At 71.1% G+C, this 19,799-nt stretch carries 20 protein-coding genes; 12 read left to right on the top strand and 8 right to left on the bottom strand.

The annotated features are described in order from the left end of the window. The first annotated feature begins 325 nt into the window (after positions 1–325). From P3T37_RS20305 to pknB, 6 genes are all read left to right on the top strand, one after another. Complete coding sequence (locus P3T37_RS20305; RefSeq protein ID WP_280725152.1) at positions 326–1,183, top strand: DUF3662 and FHA domain-containing protein; 858 nt, start codon at positions 326–328, stop codon at positions 1,181–1,183. 12 nt (positions 1,184–1,195) lie between these two features. Continuing rightward, a complete protein-coding gene (locus tag P3T37_RS20300) occupies positions 1,196–1,738 on the top strand; it encodes an FHA domain-containing protein (protein WP_280725151.1) in 543 nt (180 codons plus the stop codon). Between the two features lie 98 nt (positions 1,739–1,836). Further along, positions 1,837–3,552 (top strand): protein phosphatase 2C domain-containing protein, encoded by a 1,716-nt coding sequence (locus P3T37_RS20295; protein ID WP_280725150.1) that lies wholly within the window; start codon positions 1,837–1,839, stop codon positions 3,550–3,552. Position 3,553: 1 nt separating this feature from the next. After that, on the top strand, positions 3,554–4,996 hold the full coding sequence (locus P3T37_RS20290) for an FtsW/RodA/SpoVE family cell cycle protein (protein ID WP_280725149.1): 1,443 nt from the start codon (positions 3,554–3,556) through the stop codon (positions 4,994–4,996). Between the two features lie 71 nt (positions 4,997–5,067). After that, on the top strand, positions 5,068–6,525 hold the full coding sequence (locus P3T37_RS20285; RefSeq protein ID WP_280725148.1) for a penicillin-binding transpeptidase domain-containing protein: 1,458 nt from the start codon (positions 5,068–5,070) through the stop codon (positions 6,523–6,525). Between the two features lie 254 nt (positions 6,526–6,779). Then, on the top strand, positions 6,780–8,894 hold the full coding sequence (gene pknB, locus P3T37_RS20280) for a Stk1 family PASTA domain-containing Ser/Thr kinase (protein ID WP_280725147.1): 2,115 nt from the start codon (positions 6,780–6,782) through the stop codon (positions 8,892–8,894). An 81-nt stretch (positions 8,895–8,975) separates the two neighbouring features. Here the strand turns inward: pknB and P3T37_RS20275 are convergent, their stop codons facing one another. The 5 genes from P3T37_RS20275 to P3T37_RS20255 form a co-directional block, all read right to left on the bottom strand. After that, entirely contained in the window at positions 8,976–9,647 is a 672-nt protein-coding gene (locus P3T37_RS20275) for a class E sortase (protein ID WP_280725208.1), read from the bottom strand. Positions 9,648–9,756: 109 nt separating this feature from the next. Next, a complete protein-coding gene (locus P3T37_RS20270) occupies positions 9,757–10,803 on the bottom strand; it encodes a class E sortase (protein ID WP_280725146.1) in 1,047 nt (348 codons plus the stop codon). A gap of 4 nt (positions 10,804–10,807) precedes the next feature. Further along, a complete protein-coding gene (locus P3T37_RS20265) occupies positions 10,808–11,470 on the bottom strand; it encodes an aminodeoxychorismate/anthranilate synthase component II (RefSeq protein WP_280725145.1) in 663 nt (220 codons plus the stop codon). Positions 11,471–11,530: 60 nt separating this feature from the next. Then, complete coding sequence (locus tag P3T37_RS20260; RefSeq protein ID WP_280725144.1) at positions 11,531–11,701, bottom strand: hypothetical protein; 171 nt, start codon at positions 11,699–11,701, stop codon at positions 11,531–11,533. Between the two features lie 122 nt (positions 11,702–11,823). Beyond that, complete coding sequence (locus tag P3T37_RS20255; protein WP_348533261.1) at positions 11,824–12,495, bottom strand: DUF881 domain-containing protein; 672 nt, start codon at positions 12,493–12,495, stop codon at positions 11,824–11,826. 265 nt (positions 12,496–12,760) lie between these two features. Between P3T37_RS20255 and crgA the strand changes: the two genes are divergently transcribed. Further along, entirely contained in the window at positions 12,761–13,012 is a 252-nt protein-coding gene (gene crgA, locus P3T37_RS20250; protein WP_280725143.1) for a cell division protein CrgA, read from the top strand. A 331-nt stretch (positions 13,013–13,343) separates the two neighbouring features. On the opposite strand, the gene P3T37_RS20245 is transcribed toward crgA, so the two are convergent. Together P3T37_RS20245 and P3T37_RS20240 are read right to left on the bottom strand one after the other, a co-directional pair. Continuing rightward, positions 13,344–14,315 carry a rhomboid family intramembrane serine protease gene (locus P3T37_RS20245; RefSeq protein WP_280725142.1) on the bottom strand — a complete coding sequence of 324 codons (972 nt, stop codon included), beginning with the start codon at positions 14,313–14,315 and terminating at the stop codon, positions 13,344–13,346. Between the two features lie 165 nt (positions 14,316–14,480). Beyond that, positions 14,481–15,005, bottom strand: coding sequence for a peptidylprolyl isomerase (locus tag P3T37_RS20240; protein ID WP_280725141.1), 525 nt, complete (start codon positions 15,003–15,005; stop codon positions 14,481–14,483). A 179-nt stretch (positions 15,006–15,184) separates the two neighbouring features. On the opposite strand from P3T37_RS20240, the gene P3T37_RS20235 reads away from it, so the two are divergent. Continuing rightward, a complete protein-coding gene (locus P3T37_RS20235) occupies positions 15,185–16,045 on the top strand; it encodes a DUF5324 family protein (RefSeq protein ID WP_280725140.1) in 861 nt (286 codons plus the stop codon). 328 nt (positions 16,046–16,373) lie between these two features. Here the strand turns inward: P3T37_RS20235 and P3T37_RS20230 are convergent, their stop codons facing one another. Continuing rightward, positions 16,374–17,612 (bottom strand): helix-turn-helix transcriptional regulator, encoded by a 1,239-nt coding sequence (locus tag P3T37_RS20230; protein WP_280725139.1) that lies wholly within the window; start codon positions 17,610–17,612, stop codon positions 16,374–16,376. Between the two features lie 240 nt (positions 17,613–17,852). Here P3T37_RS20230 and P3T37_RS20225 point away from each other — a divergent pair, with 240 nt between their 5' ends. The 4 genes from P3T37_RS20225 to tgmA all read left to right on the top strand — a co-directional run bounded on the left by P3T37_RS20225 (position 17,853) and on the right by tgmA (position 19,798). Next, positions 17,853–18,035, top strand: coding sequence for a hypothetical protein (locus P3T37_RS20225; protein WP_280725138.1), 183 nt, complete (start codon positions 17,853–17,855; stop codon positions 18,033–18,035). Positions 18,036–18,254: 219 nt separating this feature from the next. Then, a complete protein-coding gene (locus P3T37_RS20220) occupies positions 18,255–18,836 on the top strand; it encodes an ATP-binding protein (protein ID WP_280725137.1) in 582 nt (193 codons plus the stop codon). Positions 18,837–18,962: 126 nt separating this feature from the next. Next, positions 18,963–19,379, top strand: a complete 417-nt coding sequence (locus P3T37_RS20215; RefSeq protein ID WP_280725136.1) for a hypothetical protein — start codon at positions 18,963–18,965, stop codon at positions 19,377–19,379. A gap of 134 nt (positions 19,380–19,513) precedes the next feature. After that, positions 19,514–19,798, top strand: coding sequence for a putative ATP-grasp-modified RiPP (tgmA, locus tag P3T37_RS20210; protein WP_280725135.1), 285 nt, complete (start codon positions 19,514–19,516; stop codon positions 19,796–19,798). Position 19,799 lies beyond the last annotated feature (1 nt).

Genomic DNA, 19,799 nt, shown 5'->3' with positions numbered 1-19,799 from the left:
CCCTTCCGACATGAGAAACATTAGCACGCTCTCCGGGGAACCTACGAATCCCTCGCCCCGGCCCACCTGCACAGGTCTGCCCGGACCGCGACTCGAACGGCCTGGCGAACGGGTGAGCCGGGAACGGCCCAGGGGTGAGGGCCGTTCCCGAGGGGTACCTCTTCGCCACCGGGCAGACCTGGGCGAAGCGGTGTGCGCAAGCCCACGACCGGGCACCGCCCGGCCGGGGAACCGTACGGATGGCCGCGGCGTGGATACGATCAGTACGGAAGTACCGCAATCAAGCCCGGGCCGAGCCGGTAGAACCCTTGGAAGGGGGTGCCCCATGGGAGTCCTGAAGAAGTTCGAGCAGCGACTCGAGGGTCTGGTCAACGGCACCTTCGCCAAGGTGTTCAAGTCCGAGGTCCAGCCCGTGGAGATCGCCGGAGCGCTGCAGCGCGAGTGCGACAACAACGCCACGATCTGGAACCGCGACCGCACCGTGGTGCCCAACGACTTCATCGTCGAGCTCAGCGCGCACGACTACGAGCGGCTCAGCCCCTACGCGGGCCAGCTCGGCCAGGAGCTCTCCGGCATGGTCCTGGAGTACGCGGAGGCGCAGCGCTACAGCTTCCTCGGCCCGCTCCAGGTCAATCTCGAACGCGCGGACGACCTGGACACCGGCCTCTACCGGGTGCGCAGCCGCACGCTGGCGACCGAGACCCCCGAGGCCCCGGCCCAGCAGCCGCCGGCCGGCTACGGCCGCGGTCCGGCCACCGAGGCGCCCGGCGCACCGTGGCAGCAGAGCAGCTCGCCGACCTTCGGGGGCGCTCCCCCGCCGCCGAACTCGCCCCCCGCGATGCCGCCGATGCCGCCCGCCCCGAGCAACGTCCGGCCGTTCCCCGGCTCGGGCGCCGGCGCCAACACGCGCCGCTGGATCGAGGTCAACGGCACCCGCCACCAGATCACCGGCACCGCCTGCGTGCTGGGCCGCTCCACCGAGGCCGACGTCCGGATCGACGACCCCGGAGTCTCCCGCAAACACGCCGAGATCCGCCCCGGCACCCCCGCGATGGTGCTCGACCTGGGGTCCACCAACGGCATCGTGGTGGACGGACAGCACACCCAGCGCGCTACGCTCCGCGACGGCTCGAGGATCGTCGTGGGCAGCACGACGATCATCTACCGACAGGTCGAAGGGTAGGGCGGGGTACCGGTGTCAGAACTGACCCTGACAGTCATGCGGCTGGGGTTCCTGGCTGTGCTGTGGCTGTTCGTCATCGTTGCGGTGCAGGTGATCCGCAGCGACATGTTCGGCGCCAAGGGCACCGCCAAGGGCGGCCGGCGGGCGGCGGGCAGCGCGGCCGGCGCGGGCGCGGGCACGCCGCCGCCCCGGCCGCAGCAGGCACCGCCCGCGCAGGCCCAGCGCGACGCCACCCAGCAGCTGGGCCGCGGCCGCCGCGGCGCACCCAGCCAGCTGGTCGTGGTCGAAGGTTCGCTGACCGGCACGACGGTGGCGTTGCAGGGCCAGACCATCACGCTCGGCCGCGCGCACGACTCCACCATCGTGCTCGACGACGACTACGCATCCTCCCGCCATGCCAGGATCTACCCGGATCAGGCTGGGCAGTGGACCGTAGAGGATCTAGGCTCCACCAACGGCACCTATCTGGACCGGCAGCGGCTGACCACGCCGACGCCGCTCCAGCCGGGTATGCCGATCCGTATCGGCAGGACCGTCATCGAACTGCGGAAGTAGTAGCGCATGAGGGACAGCACCCCGTCCATGACCAGCCGGGACGGCAGCCACGCTGCTGCCGCTGCCGTGCGCGAGGCCCAGAGGGGGGCACGCACAGAATGAGCCTCGTGCTGCGGTTCGCCGCCGGATCCCACAAGGGACTGATCCGGGAGGGGAACGAGGACTCCGGCTACGCCGGCCCGCGCCTGCTGGCCGTGGCCGACGGCATGGGCGGGGCGGCGGCCGGCGAGGTCGCCTCCTCGGAGGCCCTCAGCTCGATCGTCTCGCTGGACGAGGCCGACCTGCGCGCCGACCTGCTGACCCTGCTCAGCGACGCCGTGCACGCCGCCAACGAGCGACTGCGCGTCATGGTCGAGCAGGACCCGCAGCTGGAGGGCATGGGCTGCACCCTGACCGCGCTGCTGTGGACCGGCGAGCGGATGGGCCTGGCCCACGTCGGCGACTCCCGCGCCTACCTGCTGCGGGACGGCTCGCTGACCCAGATCACCCAGGACCACACCTGGGTGCAGCGTTTGGTGGACGAGGGCCGGATCACCGCGGAGGAGGCCGAGACCCACCCGCAGCGCTCCCTGCTGATGCGCGCGCTGGACGGCCGCGGCCAGGTCGAGCCCGACCTGTCGATCCGCGAGGTCCGGGCCGGCGACCGCTACCTGATCTGCTCAGACGGCCTCTCCGGCCCGGTCAGCCACCAGACCCTGGAGGAGACCCTCGGGAGCTTCTACGCCCCCGAGCAGACCATCCAGGAGCTGATCCAGCTCGCCCTGCGCGGCGGCGGCCCCGACAACATCACCTGCATCGTCGCGGACGTCATCGAGGTCGGCGCCACCGACACCCTCAGCGGCCAGTTCGCGGGCATCCCGATGGTCGTCGGCGCGGTCGCCGAGGGCCCGCACGGGACGGCCACCGACCACGCGATCATCGACACCCCGGCCGGCCGCGCGGCCGGCCTCGGCCGCCAGCAGCCGCCGGCCCCGCAGGGCGCCTTCGGTCCGGCCGACGGCTACCAGGGCGGCTACGACCAGGGGTACGACGCCGGCTACGACCAGTCCCAGGGCGGCTTCGGCCCGGCCGAGGGCTACGGCACCGAGTACCCCGCGGACGGCTACGGCGCGGCGGCGCAGAGCCCCGAGGGCTACGGCGCACCGGCCCCGGCCGGCGAGTACGACGCGGCCGGCTACCGGGCCGAGGACTACCCGCCGGCCGAGGAGGCGCCGCGCAAGCGCCGCTGGTTCAAGCGCTCGGCGATCCTGGTGGTCGCACTGGGCCTGGTCGGCGGCGCCGCGTACGGCGGCTGGCAGTGGACCCAGGGGCAGTACTACGTCGCCGAGGACAGCGGCCACGTCGCGGTCTACCGGGGGATCAGCCAGAACCTGGCCGGTCTCAGCCTCTCCTCGGTCTACCAGGAGTACCCGAACGTCGAGCTGAAGTACCTGCCGGTCTACCAGCAGAACCAGCTCAAGAACACCATCGACGCCGACAGCCTGGACGCCGCCACCAAGCGGGTGCAGGCCTTCGACGCGCAGGCCGCGGTCTGCAAGAAGGTCTCCGAGGGCGCCAAGCCGACCGGCACCGCGGCGACCGGAGCCTCGCCCACGCCGTCCTCGCTGAACACCGGCGGGGCGGTCACCGGCGCCGCGTTCCTGGCCGCACCCAAGGTGGGCGCCTCGCCCGCCGCGGGCACGGCGTCCCCCAGTACGACGCCGGCGCCCAGCACGCCGGCCCCGAGCACGCCCCCACCGCCCGCCGCATCACCCAGCGGGCCGGTGCTCACCCCGGAGGAGCAGACACTGGCCGCCGACTGCGCGTCCGCCTGACATGCGCGCCGACCAGCCGTCGGGCGGGGGAGCGCTGAACCTCAGCGCCTTCCTGCTCAACGGCCGGATCGGCCGCACCGCGGGCTTGGGCTCACCCGGCGCGCCCAACCGGCGCAACACCGAGCTGAGCCTGCTCGCCATCGCCGTGCTGCTGCCGATGCTGGCCTACGCCAACGTCGGCCTGGCACTCGACCGGCGGCTGCCCGCGGGCATGCTGGAGTACGGGCTCGGCATGGGGGCGCTCGCGCTGTTCGCGCACCTGGTGATGCGCCGCTTCGCGCCCTACGCCGACCCGCTGCTGCTGCCGCTGGCGATGCTCCTCAACGGCCTCGGGCTGGTGATGATCTGGCGGCTGGACAAGGCCGGACCGCTGCTCCCGAACAACTACCCGGCCGCCGCCAACCAGCTGCTCTGGTCCGGCCTCGGGGTGGCCCTCTTCGGCACGGTGATCGTCCTGCTCAGGGACCACCGGGTGCTCCAGCGGTACACCTACGTCTCGATGGCCGCCGCCCTGGTGCTGCTCGCCGCGCCCGCCTTCTTCCCGGCCCGCGCGAGCGACTTCGGGGCGAAGATCTGGATCCACCTGGGCGGCTTCTCGATCCAGCCCGGTGAGTTCGCGAAGATCATCCTGGCGGTCTTCTTCGCCGGCTACCTGACGGCCAACCGGGACGCCCTGGCGCTGGCCAGCCGCCGGGTGCTGGGCCTCTACCTGCCGCGCGGACGCGACCTGGGCCCGATCCTGGTGGTCTGGGTGCTGAGCATCCTGATCCTGGTCTTCGAGACCGACCTCGGCAGCTCGCTGCTCTTCTTCGGCCTCTTCGTGGTGATGCTCTACGTCGCCACCGAGCGGACCAGCTGGATCGTCTTCGGCCTGCTGCTCGCGGTGGCCGGCGCGGCCCTGGTGGGCTCCGCCGAGAACCACGTCAGGGTCCGCATCAACGCCTGGCTCGACCCGCTGGCCGCCTTCGGCCCGCACCCGCCGGCCGGCTCCACCGAGCAGATCGGCCAGGCGCTCTTCGCCTTCGGCAGCGGCGGCATCACCGGCACCGGGCTCGGCCAGGGCCGCTCCTGGCTGATCGGCTTCGCCGCCAAGAGCGACTTCATCCTGGGCTCCTTCGGCGAGGAGCTGGGCCTGACCGGCCTGATGGCGCTCTTCGCGGTGTACGGACTGATCGTGCAGCGGGCGCTGCGCACCGCGCTGGCGGCCCGCGACCCGTTCGGCAAGCTGCTCGCCGTCGGACTCGGCTCGGCCCTGGCCCTCCAGGTCTTCGTGGTGGCGGGCGGCGTCACCGGGCTGATCCCGCTGACCGGCATGACGATGCCCTTCATGGCCCAGGGCGGCTCCTCGGTGATCGCCAACTGGGTCCTGATCGCCCTGCTGCTGAAGATCAGCGACAGCGCCCGCCGTCCGGCGCCGGAACCGACCCGGGCGGTCGGAGCGTAAAGAAAGGTGCGGTTGAATGACTCACGCCGCACCGACCAGCTGCTGCCAGGATCGAGGAGGGGACCCGTCTCTTGAACAAGCCCATTCGACGGGTCTCCGTCTTCTGCCTGCTCCTGATCATGGCGCTGCTGCTGCGCACCAACTGGATCCAGGGCGTCCAGGCCGACAGCTACGCCAACAGCCCGTACAACGACCGGGTCAAGTACGACCGGTACGCCTACCCGCGCGGCAACATCATCGTCAGCGGCCAGCCGGTCACCAGCTCCGCCTTCGTCAACGGCTACCGCTACAAGTACAAGACCGCCTGGACGGACGGCGCGATGTACGCCCCGGTCACCGGCTACTCCTCGCAGAGCTTCGGCAGCAACCAGCTGGAGCAGTTGGAGGACCCGATCCTGTCCGGCACCGACGACCGGCTCTTCTTCCGCAACACGCTGGACATGCTGACCGGCAAGCAGCAGCAGGGCGGCGACGTGGTCACCACGATCAACGCCAAGGCCCAGAAGGCGGCCTTCGACGGGCTGGGCGACAAGAAGGGCGCCGCGGTCGCCATCGACCCGCGCACCGGCGCGATCCTGGCACTGGTCAGCACCCCGTCGTACGACCCGAGCAGCATCGCCGGAACCGCCGACTCCGACAGCGCCGCCTGGAAGTCCCTCAACGCGGACCCCAACCAGCCGATGCTGAACCGGGCGCTGCGCCAGACGTACCCGCCGGGCTCGACCTTCAAGCTGGTCACCGCCGCGACCGCGTTCGAGACCGGCAAGTTCCAGAACATCGACGACCCGACCGACACCCCGCAGGTCTACACCCTGCCGGGCACCAACACCCAGCTGAACAACGACAACCCCGACGAGCAGTGCACCAACGCGACCCTCAAGGACGCGCTGGCGATCTCCTGCAACACCGTCTTCGGCAAGATCGGCGCCGAGCTGGGCGGGCAGAAGCTGCTCGCCCAGGCCCAGAAGTTCGGCTTCAACAGCACGGTGGACACCCCGATCCGCTCCGCGCCCAGCGTCTTCCCGACCAACTCCTCGCCGGACGGCACCGCGATGGACGCGATCGGCCAGCACAACACCGCGGCCACCCCGCTGCAGATGGCCATGGTCGCCTCGGCCATCGCCGACAACGGCAAGCTGATGCAGCCCTACCTCGTCGACGAGGAGCGCTCAGCCAACAGCACCACGATCTCCAAGCACACCGAGCACCAGATGGGCCAGCCGATCAGCGCGGCCACCGCGCAGAAGCTCCAGCAGATGATGGTCGACGTGGTGCAGAACGGCACCGGCAGGAAAGCGCAGATCAACGGCGTCGAGGTGGGCGGCAAGACCGGCACCGCACAGCACGGCCAGGACAACAGCGGCCTGCCGTTCGCCTGGTTCGTCAGCTACGCCAAGGTCGGCGACAGCGCGCCGGTGGCGGTCGCGGTGGTGGTCGAGGACGGCGCGGCCTCGAGCAACGAGATCAGCGGCGGCAGCATCGCGGCCCCGATCGCCAAGTCCATCATGCAGGCCGTGATCGGCCAGTAGGTCCTTCGCCGGTCCGCTCCGGTCCCGTACCCTGACCCGGATACCGGTCTGGTCTCAGCTGCCGGGCGTGTCGAGTTGTGCCGCACGCGACCGGTAGCGTATCCGCAAGCAGCGAGTGTGCCCTGAAGTTCCTGTCCCGCTCCGGTGTGGGACATGAGTCACAGAACCACCGTGGCGAGGACAGCGTCACTTCAGAGCGTGCGGGGACACCTACGTCACATCCTCACCGGCCGGTGAGGGAGAGGGTCGGAACTATGGAAGAGCCTCGTCGCCTCGGCGGCAGGTACGAGCTCGGCGGCGTCCTCGGACGCGGCGGCATGGCCGAGGTGTACCTCGGCCATGACACCCGGCTCGGCCGCTCCGTCGCAGTGAAGACGCTCCGGGCCGACATGGCCCGGGATCCGTCCTTCCAAGCCCGCTTCCGCCGTGAGGCGCAGTCCGCGGCCTCGCTGAACCACCCCGCCATCGTCGCCGTGTACGACACCGGCGAGGACTACATCGACGGCATCTCCATCCCGTACATCGTGATGGAGTACGTCGAGGGCTCCACGCTGCGCGAGCTGCTGCACTCCGGGCGCCGGCTGCTGCCCGAGCGCGCGCTGGAGATGACCATCGGCATCCTGCAGGCGCTGGAGTACTCGCACCGCGCCGGCATCGTGCACCGCGACATCAAGCCCGCCAACGTGATGCTGACCCGCCAGGGCAACGTCAAGGTGATGGACTTCGGCATCGCGCGCGCCATGGGCGACGCCGGCATGACGATGACCCAGACCTCGGCCGTGATCGGCACCGCGCAGTACCTCTCCCCCGAGCAGGCCAAGGGCGAGACGGTCGACGCGCGATCCGACATCTACTCCACCGGCTGCCTGCTGTACGAGCTGCTGACCGTCCGCCCGCCGTTCGTCGGCGACTCGCCGGTCGCGGTGGCCTACCAGCACGTGCGCGAGGAGGCCCAGCCGCCGTCCGCCTACGACCCCGAGGTCCGCCCCGAGGTCGACGCGATCGTGCTCAAGGCGCTCGCCAAGGACCGCGACTACCGCTACCAGAGCGCCGACGAGATGCGCGACGACATCGAGCGCTTCCTCGACGGCCTCCCGGTCGCCGCCGCCCAGCAGGCCGCCGCCTACGGCATGGGCGGCTACGGCTACGACCAGAACGGCTACCCGCAGCAGCACGACCCGTACGGCCAGACCAACCTGCTGCCCCAGCAGGGCGGCGGCGCGCCGACCACCATGCTGCCCCCGGTCGGCGGCCCGCAGCAGGGCTACGGCCAGGGCCCCGGCGGCTACCAGAACGACGAGTACGACGGCTACGGCGGCGGCAACGACGGCTACGACGACGGCCAGGGCCGCGCCGGGCGCCGCCGCGACGAGCAGCCGAAGAAGAGCAACACCTCGTGGATCATCCTCGCCGTCGCGGCGGTGCTGGTCCTGGTGGGCTCGTTCTTCGTGGCCACCGCGATGTTCAAGGGCCCCGGCGGTGGCGGCCAGGTCACCGTCCCGTCGCTGGCCGGCAAGTCCTTCTCCGACGCACAGGCCGCCGCGCAGGCCGCGGGCTCCGGCCTCCAGGTCACCCAGGGCGCCCCGGTCGCCTGCCCGGACCAGCCCAGCGGCATGGTCTGCAAGCAGAACCCGGCCGCCGGCGCCAAGGTCGCCTCGAGCTCCACGATCACCGTCCAGCTCTCCAGCGGCCCGGCCCAGACGGCGGTCCCGGACGTCACCGGCAAGCCCAAGGACGCCGCCAACCAGGCGCTGACCACCGCCGGCTTCGTGCTCGGCACGCCGCAGTACGCCAACGACCCCACCGTCCCGCAGGACTCCGTCATCTCTACGAGCCCGGCGGCCGGCAGCCAGGCCCCCGCGGGCGCCACGATCACCCTGACCATCTCGCAGGGTCCCGGCAAGGTGAACGTCCCCTCCGTGGTCGGCGAGACCACCGACGTGGCCACCCAGCAGCTGACCGACGCCAACTTCACGGTGGACTCCTCCAAGACCACGCCGTCCACCGACCCCAGCAAGGTGGTCGGCACGGTCGCCTCGCAGAGCCCCGCCGCCAACGGCAAGGCAGCCCCCGGCTCGAAGATCACCCTGATCATCTACGCCGCCCCGGCGAAGATCCAGGTCCCGGACGTCACCGGCAAGTCCGTGAAGGACGCCACCGCCGCCCTGAAGGGCGCCGGGCTCGGCTTCACCTTCAACGGCCCCAGCGACAACAACGCGGTCGTGGTCAGCACCAGCCCCGGGCCGAACCTGCTGGTCGACCCCACCATGAACATCGTGATCACCACCACCCCCGGTGGCGGCAGCACCAAAGGGCCCATCGGCGGCACCTTCGGCGGCCCGCCCTTCACACCCCAGGGCGGCAACTAGCCCCTGACCACCCCCACCCCGAAGGGGCTGCCGACACCACGTCGACAGCCCCTTCGGGCGTTCCCGGCACCGGGCGGCCGGTCAGCCCGTCCGCAGCTCCGGTGGGGGCGTCCGCTGGGCGTCCACCGGGTCGACCCTGACCAGGCTGCCCCAGACCGCCATCCGGTAGCGCGAGGTGTAGACCGGCGTACAGGTCGTCAGGGTGATGTAGTGGCCGGGCCCGCGGTATCCGGAGCCCTCCGGGACCGGGGCGATGATGCCGGTGTCGTACTTGGACGTCTGCTCCAGCACGGCGTCCACCCGGTAGACGTACCAGCGGTCCCGGGTCTCCACCACCACCGCCGCGCCCTTGCCGACCGCGTCCAGGTCGTGGAACTTCGCGCCGTGCCCGTCCCGGTGCGCCGCGAGCGCGAAGTTGCCGGAGGCGTCCCAGGGCAGCGCCGAGCGGTAGGGCTCCTGGTAGACCCCTGCCACGCCCTCGTTGAGGACGTCCGGGCTGGTCCCCATCCGGATCAGCACCTGGTAGTCCCGGCCCATCGCCGGGACGTGCAGGAATCCCACTCCGTCACCCGCCTGGTACACGCGCTCGGGTGACGCGGCGCCGGACGGCGCCGTCCAGGCCCGGCGCAGCCGGTCGCCGGCCTGCCCGGACCGTCCGTCGGCGACCAGGTCGGTCCACCAGAGGGAGTAGCCGACGAAGAGCGCCAGCACCAGCCCCGCCGTGATCAGCAGCTCCCCGGCGGCGCCGAACAGCGCCGCCCCCCGGCTACGCGTGCGCCTGACTGCCGTCCGCTGCTGCCTCACGTGGTCCCGCCTCACGCTGTGACCGCGGGCCGCTCGGCACGCCCACGCCCCCGGGCCTCTAGGGAGTCGTCAGCGCCGGAGGCTGCCCCTGGCTCCTCGGTTGTTCGGCAATCATCTTGCCAAAGACGATGAGCCGCCCCCGCGCACTGAACTCGGGCGTACAGGTGGTCATCGTCAGGTAGCGACCCGGTTGGCTGAACGGCGAGCCCTTGGGGATCGGCTGAAGCACCGTCACGTTCGTCGGCGAGGTCTCGGGGATGCCGCCCTCCACCTCGTAGGTGTAGAAGGACGTGGCGGTCTCCACCACGACCTTGTCGCCGGGCCCGAGTTCGGCGAGCCGGCGGAACGGCTGGCCGTGGGTGGTCCGGTGGGCGGCCACCGCGAAGTTTCCGCTGGCATCGGCCGGCATCGCGGTGCCGGTGTAGTGGCCGACCAGGCCCTTGTTGAGGACCTTCTCGGTGTCGGTGCCCTCGGCGATCGGGTACTGGAGGCCGAGCTTGGGGACGAAGAGGATCGCGAAGCCCTGGCCGGGGGCGAAGACCCCCGGGTCCTTGGGCGCGGGCGCACCGGGGGCCGGCGCGGCGGGCGCGGCCCACTGCTTCTCCAGCTTGTTGCGCGCGCTGCTGGCGGAGGCGTCCGCCTGCACGTTGGTCCACCACAGCTGGTACGAGACGAAGAGCAGCATCACCAGGCCGAGCGTGATGCAGAGTTCGCCGACCAGCCGGGCTGCGATGACGCCCTTGGCCTCCTTGGGCCGGGGCACCGGTGAACGGCGCCCTGCGGCCCGCCTGCGGCCGTTGCCGGAGCGCATCGAGACCCCGCCCTGGGCCCGGCGCCGGTCGGCCCGGCCCGCGGCGGCCGCCTCGCCGTCCGCCGGCGCGGCGTCCACCGCTATCGCCCGCAGCTGGAGGGTCTGGTCGGCCAGCCACGGGTAGTCGCCCTGCTGGGCCGGCCCGGGCCGGTAGAGCTCCTGGGGTTCGATCACCGGCAGCTGAGCGGTCTGTGCGGTCTCGTACACACCCCAGCCGTCCGGCTCCGGGCCGCCGTACGGCTGCTGCTGCCCGTACCCCGTGTCCCGGCGCCCCTCCGGACGCACCGCCGTCATGACCTCAGCCCCGGCCGATCACCGGGGCGAGCCCGGCCGAGCGGCCTACCGCCTCCGGGTCGCCGCACTGCGCCAACCAGTTGGCCAGCATCCGGTGCCCTCCCTCGGTGAGCACCGACTCGGGGTGGAACTGGACGCCCTCGACCGGCAGTTCGCGGTGCCGCAGGCCCATGATCACACCGCTGTCGGTGCGCGCGGTGACCACCAGCTCCTGCGGCACGGTGTCCGGCTCGACCGCCAGCGAGTGGTAGCGGGTGGCCGTCATCGGCGAGGGCAGCCCCGCGAAGACGCCGCCGTCCTCGTGGCTGACCAGCGAGGTCTTGCCGTGCAGCAGCTCGGGCGCCCGGTCGACCACGGCGCCGTAGGCCACCGCGATCGACTGCAGCCCCAGGCAGACGCCGAACAGCGGCAGCCCGGTGTCGGCGCAGTGGCGCACCATGTCGATGCAGACGCCGGCCTCCTCGGGCGCGCCGGGGCCGGGGGAGAGCAGCACGCCGTCGAAGCCGCGGTCGCCGTCGCGGTGCACCGCCTCCTCGACCGTCACCGCGTCGTTGCGGACCACCTCACAGGTCGCGCCGAGCTGGTACAGGTACTGGACCAGGTTGAAGACGAAGCTGTCGTAGTTGTCGACCACGAGAATCCGCGGGGCGGTGACAGGCGGGGTCATTCGCGCTAACTCCGGTGAGGTGCGGGGTACGGGGGATCAGAGCGGCCGGGCGGGCGGCGGTCAGCCGGCACCGCCGTTGTTGACTGTGACGTCGTTGAAGGGGAGCAGCGGTTCCGCCCAGGGGAAGACGTACTGGAAAAGCACGTAGACCACACCGAGTACCAGCAGCAGCGAGATGACGGCCCGGACCAGGGCGTTGCCCGGAAGATGGCGCCAGATCCAGCCGTACATGGTGCTCCCTAGGTGATGGGCAGTGGGGACCAGAGTAGACCTCCCACCTGTGCGGGACTGCGGCTGCGGCCGATCTCCCGCACAGGTCGCCCGCCCGTGCTACCCGCGGGCCCGGGGCGGCGCTACGGCTGTGCGGTGGCGACCTGCAGGTCAGTGGTGCCGGTGTAGCCGGGCATGGCCAGCTCGGTGCTCTCCTGGACCTTCCAGCCCAGCCCGTACGCGGTGACGTACTGCAGGTAGTTGCGGATCGACGGGTCGCCGTCCACCGCCGCCTTGAGCTCGGCCGTCCTGCCGACCGCCCGGATCACGTACGGCGGCGAGTAGACCCGGCCCTGGAGCAGCAGCGTGTTGCCGACGCAGCGCACCGCGCTGGTGGAGATCAGCCGCTGGTCCATCACCTGGATGCCCGCCGCCCCACCCCGCCACAGGGCGTTGACCACGGCCTGAATGTCCTGCTGATGGATCACCAGGTCGTTGACGCCCGGCTCGGGGACGCCCGGGATGCGGGCGGTGGCGTTCGGCGGCGCGTCGTTCAGGGTGACGGTCAGGCCGGGGCCCTGCAGCGGGGTGAGGCCGGCCTCCTGCTGGAGCGCGGCGAGCCGGTCGGCGTCGGCCGGGCTCTGCCCCTGGTGTCCGGCCAGCTGGTCCGCGCGCTGCTGGAGGTCGGTGAGGTCGGACTGGGTCTGCTGGTTCTGGTCGCTGCGCTGCTGTATGACGTCGCTCAGCTGCAGCAGCGAGTTGTCGGTGCGCAGGTCGATGCCGTTCGCGGCGTGCGCGCTGACGTAGAACAGCACGCCGGCCAGCGCGAAAACGCCGCAGGTCAGGGCACGCCCGACAAATCGGACGGGCCGGTGGGGCGCGGGACCCGGGGCGTGGGGAATCTCTCCGGGAATCGAGGAATTCTGCACCGTACCCTTATCTCCTTCTGACCCGGCGAGCCACTACGCTAACGGACGCCGGTGGCATGTGCGGAGTACTCCCGTACGGACCCGGTCCCCACAGCCGCCCCGCCCCGCTGAACCCTGCGCGGTCCACAGCGCATCGACAGGAGAACCCCTCGTGCCGAAGTCTCGACTCCGCAAGAAGTCCGACTACACCCCGCCGGTCTCAGCGACGGCCGTCAAGATCAGCAGCGGCCGAAGCTGGGTGGCCCCGGCGATGCTCGCCCTGTTCCTGATCGGACTGCTGTGGATCGTCACGTTCTACGTGACGGGCGGCACCTGGCCGGTGCACGTGTGGGGCAACTGGAACATCCTGGCCGGCTTCGGCTTCATCGCCGCCGGCTTCGGCCTCTCCACCCAGTGGAAGTAACGGCCTTCTGACGCCTGCCCGTCCGCGCCGCCCCGCCGTCCGGTGGGGCGGCCGTTCGCGTTGCCCGGGGCCGGCACGCCGGTGGCGTGCGCCACTCCTGCGATGTGCTTATCCACACAGTTATCCACAGTGGGGAAAAGTACCCCCAGTCTGTGGATAACTTTTCGGGCCCCGTGCATACCACGCCCCGGGCAGTGCTCCGTCCACCTCCGCGCGGGCCGTCGAAGCACCAGGCGGACGCGCGTAGACCAGGTTCACCGGGGGAAACGGGCGAGCGGCCTGCGCACAGGCCGCCGAACGCTGTGGACAACCGACTCCCCCCGCACCGGCATCAACCGTGCAGGCGCGCCGTCTCCACCAGCACCATCCCCAGGATGACCGCCAGCATCAGCACCACCGTCCCCGCCTGCACCAGGTTCCGGTTCGCCCGCGGCGCGTGCATCATCCCGATCCCGGTCAGCACACCGGCCACCAGCCCGCCCACGTGCGCGCGCCAGTCGATCCCGGGCACCGAGAAGGTGATCACCAGGTTGAAGACGATCAGCGCGACCACCGGGCCCAGCGGCTGCCGGGAGGCCCGGTAGAGCACCACCGTGGCGCCGAACAGGCCGAAGATCGCCCCGGACGCCCCCAGCGAGTTCATCGCGTCGCCCGCCACCAGGTAGGCCAGCGCACTGCCGGCCAGACCGGAGACCAGGTACAGCGCCAGATAGCGCACCCGACCGAGCACCCGCTCGACCGTGGGACCCATCCACCACAGCGCCAGCATGTTGGAAGCGATGTGCCAGGGCCAGATGTGCAGGAAGGTCGCGCTCAGCAGCCGGTACCACTGGTCGGGGCCGGCGGCGACGCCGTACAGGTGCCCGTTGAACTGCGGCCCGACGCTGTAGAGCGCGAAGTCCTGCTGCAGCGGCTTGTAGAGATAGGCCGCCAGCACGAAGACCAGCAGGTTGATCCCGATCAGGACCTTGGTGACCAGCGCACCGTCGCGCACCGGCCGGCCGCCGAAGCGCGTGGTCGCGCTGCGGACCTGGGCCGTGCCGCCGCTCACGCACTCCGGGCAGTGGAAGCCGACCGAGGCGTTCACCATGCACTGCGGGCAGATCGGACGGCCGCAGCGCGAGCAGCCGATCCCGGTCTCCCGCTCGGGGTGCCGGTAGCAGCCCGGCAGCACGTGCGCGGCCGGTGCCGGCTGCGCGGACTGTACGGGCTGCGCGGGTACGCCCGGAGCGGTCGGCCGGGCCGACGCCGCGTCGGGCTGCGGGCTGCTCGGATCGGGCCGGCCGGGCTCGTCCTGGACCATCCGGGAACTCCTCCTCATGACGGATCCCGGCGGCTCCCGGCGGCGCCTTCGCCGTACGGAGTACCACCGGACCGCCAAGGCTACTGCCGGGCGTCAAGGCCCCGGCGGGCCGGTGGCCGTCCGGCGGGGCGCCGGGGCGGACGGCCACTGCACGGACACAGGCTCTCAGCTGCGGGTGATCTCCACCGACTGGATGACCACGTCGTCCACCGGGCGGTCGCCCGGCTGGGTCGGGAGGGCGGCGATCTGCTCCACGACCTTCTGGCTCGCGGCGTCGGCGACCTCACCGAAGATGGTGTGCTTGTTGGTCAGCCAGCTGGTCGGGGCCACCGTGACGAAGAACTGCGAGCCGTTGGTGCCCGGGCCCGAGTTGGCCATCGCCAGCAGGTACGGCTTGGTGAAGGCCAGGTCGGGGTGGAACTCGTCCGCGAACTTGTAGCCCGGGCCGCCGGTGCCGGTGCCCAGCGGGTCGCCGCCCTGGATCATGAAACCGCTGATCACCCGGTGGAAGACGGTGCCGTCGTAGAGCCGGCCCTTGGCCTTCTGCCCGGTGTTCGGGTCGGTCCACTCCCGTGCGCCCTCGGCCAGCTCCACGAAGTTCCGCACTGTTTTCGGCGCATGGTTCGGGAAGAGCTCGATCACGATGTCGCCGTGGTTCGTCCTGAGGGTCGCGAGCAGTTTCTGGGCCACCGGGAGTGCCTTCCTGTCTACGTCACTGACCCCTGAATCCTCCCACGCAGGCCCCGCCCGGCGGGGGAATCGCCGCTCGCGGACGGCCCAGCCTGCCATGCGGGGGGACAAATCGGGATGCATGATCTCCAATCAGGTGGATATGTGCATAGAGACGCCACCCCCAGGAGGAGGATCTCGTGACCCGCTTGGACACAGCCCGCGAGAACGCAGGCAAGACCCTGGACACCTTGGCGCCCTACGCCGCAGGGGCCAAGGACACCGCCGCGCACTATGCGGACGAGGCCCGCCAGCGGCTCGGTCCGGCGCTGGACGCGCTCGGCCCCAGGATCGAGGCCGCCACCGGCCAGGCCAGAGCCGGCAGCCTGCAGGCCGCCCAGACGGCCCGGGTCGGCTATGTGAAGCACGTCGCCCCGCGCGTCGAGCACGCCTTCGCCGCGCTCCCGCCGAAGGCCCAGGAGAACACCCTGCGGGCCGTCCACCGGGCCCAGGAGGCCGCGCTGGCCGCCAAGCACTCGGCGGACCGGGCCGGCGCCCACGCGAGGACGACCACCCTGCCCAGAATCGGCAGCGCCCTGGACGACGCCCGCGCGGTCACCGTCCCGCTGGTCCAGGAGGCCCAGCAGCGCGGCAGCGCCGCGCTCACCGCCCTGCACGGCAACGTGAGCGCCGAGGAGATCAACAAGCTGGCCGCGAGGAACGCCAAGAAGGCGCACCGCAGCGGCCTCGCCACCGGGTTGGCCATCGCCGGCACCGTCGCGGTCGGCAGCGGTGTGCTGGTCTGGCAGTGGTGGCGCAAGCAGAGCGAGCCGGAGTGGCTGATCGAGCCGCCCGCCGTACAGGGCCCGCCGAACACCGTGCACCCGGCGAGCAGCGGCATGGGCGCCTCCGCCACCGGCGCGGGCACCCCCGGCACCGCCCCGCTCAACGGCTCGGCCCCCGACGCCCCGGACCCCGGCCGCGACACCGCGGACCGCCCGCACACCGCAGGCACCCCCGACGACCACCCCAAGCCGCACGACCCGCGCAAGCCGCACTGACGGCCCGCCAGCCGCCCGGCCCGCCATACGCCGAAGGCCGACCCGGATCACCGGGTCGGCCTTCGTACGTGTGGAACCTGTGGAGCTTAGGAGACTCGAACTATATTTTTGCCCACTTTTGACCTGCGACGACTCGGCAAACTCGGACATAGCGGTACTAAGTCCATGTCATTCGATGCCTGCCAGCGATGGTCGATGCCGGTCCGTGCTGACATGACAGCACGGATGATCATGGACTGATGCCCCGACCTGCTCGTTCGATCGGGCCGAACGGAGTGACGCATAGTAGCCATCTTCACTACGGGACCGGTCACCTTCCAGCAAGCAGTCAGGTGCCAGTCATGATCCCTACCGTCTCGGCGAGCTCCAGCGTCTCGGCCCGCATTGAGCGCGGCGCCTTCCGCCACAGCTCGGCCGCCACCGAACGGGCCTGCGGTGTGAACTTCACCGTCTCCGGGCTGATCTTGAGCGCTATCCCCATCACATGAAGTGCGGCCGTCCGGTCACCCCGGTTCATGTGCGACCGGGCCGCGTCAACCCACAGCCGGGTACGTCGCTCGGTCGAGGGGATCGAGTCTGGGTCGATCTCATCCACCAATGTCAGCGCCTTCCCCGAGCTGCGCAGCTCGGTCGCGATGCTCACCGCATGGAGGTCGACGTTCGCTCGACCGAACACCGTGGCGAGTTCGGCATAGCCAGCTGGCAGCGACTTTGACACCTGGTCGGCCGTGTCCCAGTGGTTCCACGCTGAGCCGTCCCTACCTTCTCGCGCTTCGGTGATCGAGGCGTGCAGATGCAGCGCGCCGTACAGACCGCGCCAGTGTTCCGGCGCTTCGGCGAGATGTGGCCGAAGCCGCTCGGCGGCCGTGGTGACCAGCATCATGGCCCCTTCGTGCTCGCCGACCGCCCGCATCGTGTTCGCGAGGTTCCACGCCGCCGCGCCCATCGCGGCCGGGTCGTCTGCGTCAGCTGCCGCCGACATGGCCCGGTCACCAAGCATCCAGACCGCCTCGGCGGGCCCGATGTACGCGATCACCTGCTGCGCTAGCCGGTACGCGGCAGCCAGCGCCACCAGAGCAGCGCGCCGCTCGGCGCCCATGGTGGTGCGGCTCAGCGTCTCGCCATGCCTGATGAGGTCCGGCGCGATCAGTCCCACGTCGGTTCGGTTGTTCGCCGCCTTGTGCCACAGTCGCCAACCGGCGTCCACGTCGGCCGCGTATCCGGCAACAGTGGTGCCGGACGGCAGCGGCGCCGGCGGTCGAGTGCCACGTTCGAGCAACACTGCCCAGACGGCCGCCGATGCGGGGTGGAACAGGCGACCAGTGCTGACCGGCTGCGCCGCCTCGGCCGGCCCGGTGAGCGCCGACAGGTCGGTGACGTGGAGCGCGGACGCGAGCTTGAGCAGCAGCGCGTGACTGGTGATTGGCCGCTCACCGCTCTCGATCTTCTTGAGCCAATCCGTGCTGCGGCCAACCAGGCCAGCCAGCACGGGGCGCGTCATCCCGCGCCGTTCGCGTAGGACCCGGATCCGCTCACCGGGCGTCAGTTCCTCGGGCAGTTCTGACATGTGCTTCTCCTCGGCTGAGCGCCGCCCCGGACGGTGCCTCAGCCGGACGCACGGCCGGGACGGCGGCTTCCTCCACCGTAGAGCGGCCCGCAGCCGCCGTGAAGGTCGTTCTGCGGGTAACAACGGGTACGCGCAGCGTGAGGGGGACAGCCTGTCCCCCTTCATGATGCGCCGTCACTCTACGGTTTCGGCATGTCACACACCGCCGTGCATGCATCCCCGCGTCGGGGAGCCGTACCTGTGCACGACCCCACCAGCGGCGAAACCCGTATCCCCCTGCGTCTGTACTCCATTGACGAGCCGCAGGGTGATGCCGATCTCGTCCTGTCCCGCGTCGAGACCGAGCAGTTGCACGCCAGGCTCGCCGTGTTCATCACCAGTCACGACACCCCAGCACATTCGTGCCGTCGCCCCGTGCTCTGAATACCTCCGAAGGGCAACCCCGATGATGATGACGCAGCAGCGCGCCTTAACGACCGCCGGTACCGCGTATGTCAGCGCCACTGACACGGGCGCGGTCACGGCGGTCTACCTTCCGAACGAGGACCGGATTCGTCGGCGCGCACAGGTGCTTCGTCAGCTCGCAGAAGGCCGGCGCCGGCGCCAAGCCCGGGGGTTGCAGTGACCAGTCGCCGACAGGCGTTGGACATCCCAGACGAGTCGTGGACGGTCGCCCCCGGCGACACCGAAGCCGTCGCCGAGTCCCGCCGTCGCGCGGTCGCAGCCGCGCGCGCCTGGTGCCCCGAGGCGCTGCCCGATGACACCGCGGACGCAATCCGCCGCGTTATCTCAGAGTTGGTCACCAATGCCATCCGGCATGCCGGCGGTGCAGGCCCGATCCTGGCCAGCGTCTGGCGCACCCCGGGCGGGAACCTCGCCGTCGCGGTCGAGGACGGATCGCGTGTGGCGCCGACGCCGTGCGACCCGTACGACGATGGCACTGCGGGCCGGGGGCTTGCGATCGTTGACGCCGAGTCGATCACTTGGACGTGGAGGCACGCCGGTGCCGGCAAGATCGTCAGCGCGACAATCGGACTCCCCGGCTCGGCCGCCACTGCACGCCGCTCGGGCGCCTGTGCTCCCGTCAGCGACACGGCCCCACCACCCACCGTCAACGCAGTAGCTCGGCAGACGGCCGGTCGTTGGCTGAACGCCGTTCTTCGGCTGGCGCGTTGGGACCTGCTGGCCACCGAGTCGAGACACCGACGCGTGGTCGCCGCCTGAGCAGCGCCAACAAGCCCCCGTGCTGGGCGTCTGGGGAATCGAGTTGAGGACAACCAGCACGGGCCAGGTCCCGCCCGCCTGCGCCCCCCGTCGTGGGCGGGCGGGACTCCCCAAAGTTGAGGAGACATGCGAAGTTTCAGCGAGAAGGAACAGGCCGCCCTGACCCGGCGGTACCGCGCCGGGGTGTCGCTGGCCACGCTGGCCAGTGATAGCGGCATCTCAACGTCCAGTATGAGCAGCCTGTTCGACACGTGGGGCGTGCTCAAGCGGCGTGGCAGGAGCCAAGCCGCGCCGACGCCAGAGAACAACAGCCGTTCCGGGCTACCGACGTTGGACCGAGAGCTAGCCGTGAAGCTGTACGCACGGCAGGGCCTGGCTCACGTGGCTGCCGTGCTCGGAGTGTCGCCGGGGCACCTGCGCAAGCGCTTCGTGGAGTGGGGAGTGCACATCCGCAACGAGAAAGAAGCTTGGAGGCTCCGCGCCGAGTTGGAAGCCGAGGCACGCGACGCGAGGGCTCGTGGTGCCGGCTCCTCGACGGGGTAGTTCAGCCCACAGACTCCCGCGCCGTTCCTCTGGGGAGGGACGCTGGCGCGGGTTGCTCGCCCCGGTCGCAGTAACGCGCGCGCCCGCCGGCCGGGGCGGGCCTGAACTGGCACCTACTGATGGAAGGACGCGGTATGAGCACTGCTGCACCTCCGTGGGGCACCACCCGCATGGGACCGTTCGTGGAGTCCGGGCCTGTGCCCGCGCTCACCTCGGTCATCGACCCCGAAACCCAGGTCGCCGTGTACTACGACGACAAGGGGCGCAAGCTGGAGATGGGGGCGCACGGCACGAGCACCAACACCAGCACGCCGACCACTACCGGTGGCGGTGGCGGCGACGGGCAGAGCGGCGGCCAAGCCCAGCCCAGCGACATCGACAGCATGCCCGCCAACGACCAGGACCAGGGCACCGGCTGAC

This window comes from Kitasatospora sp. MAA4 (assembly GCF_029893355.1).
Lineage (GTDB): Bacteria > Actinomycetota > Actinomycetes > Streptomycetales > Streptomycetaceae > Kitasatospora.
This window is presented reverse-complemented; position numbering and strand designations above follow the sequence as displayed.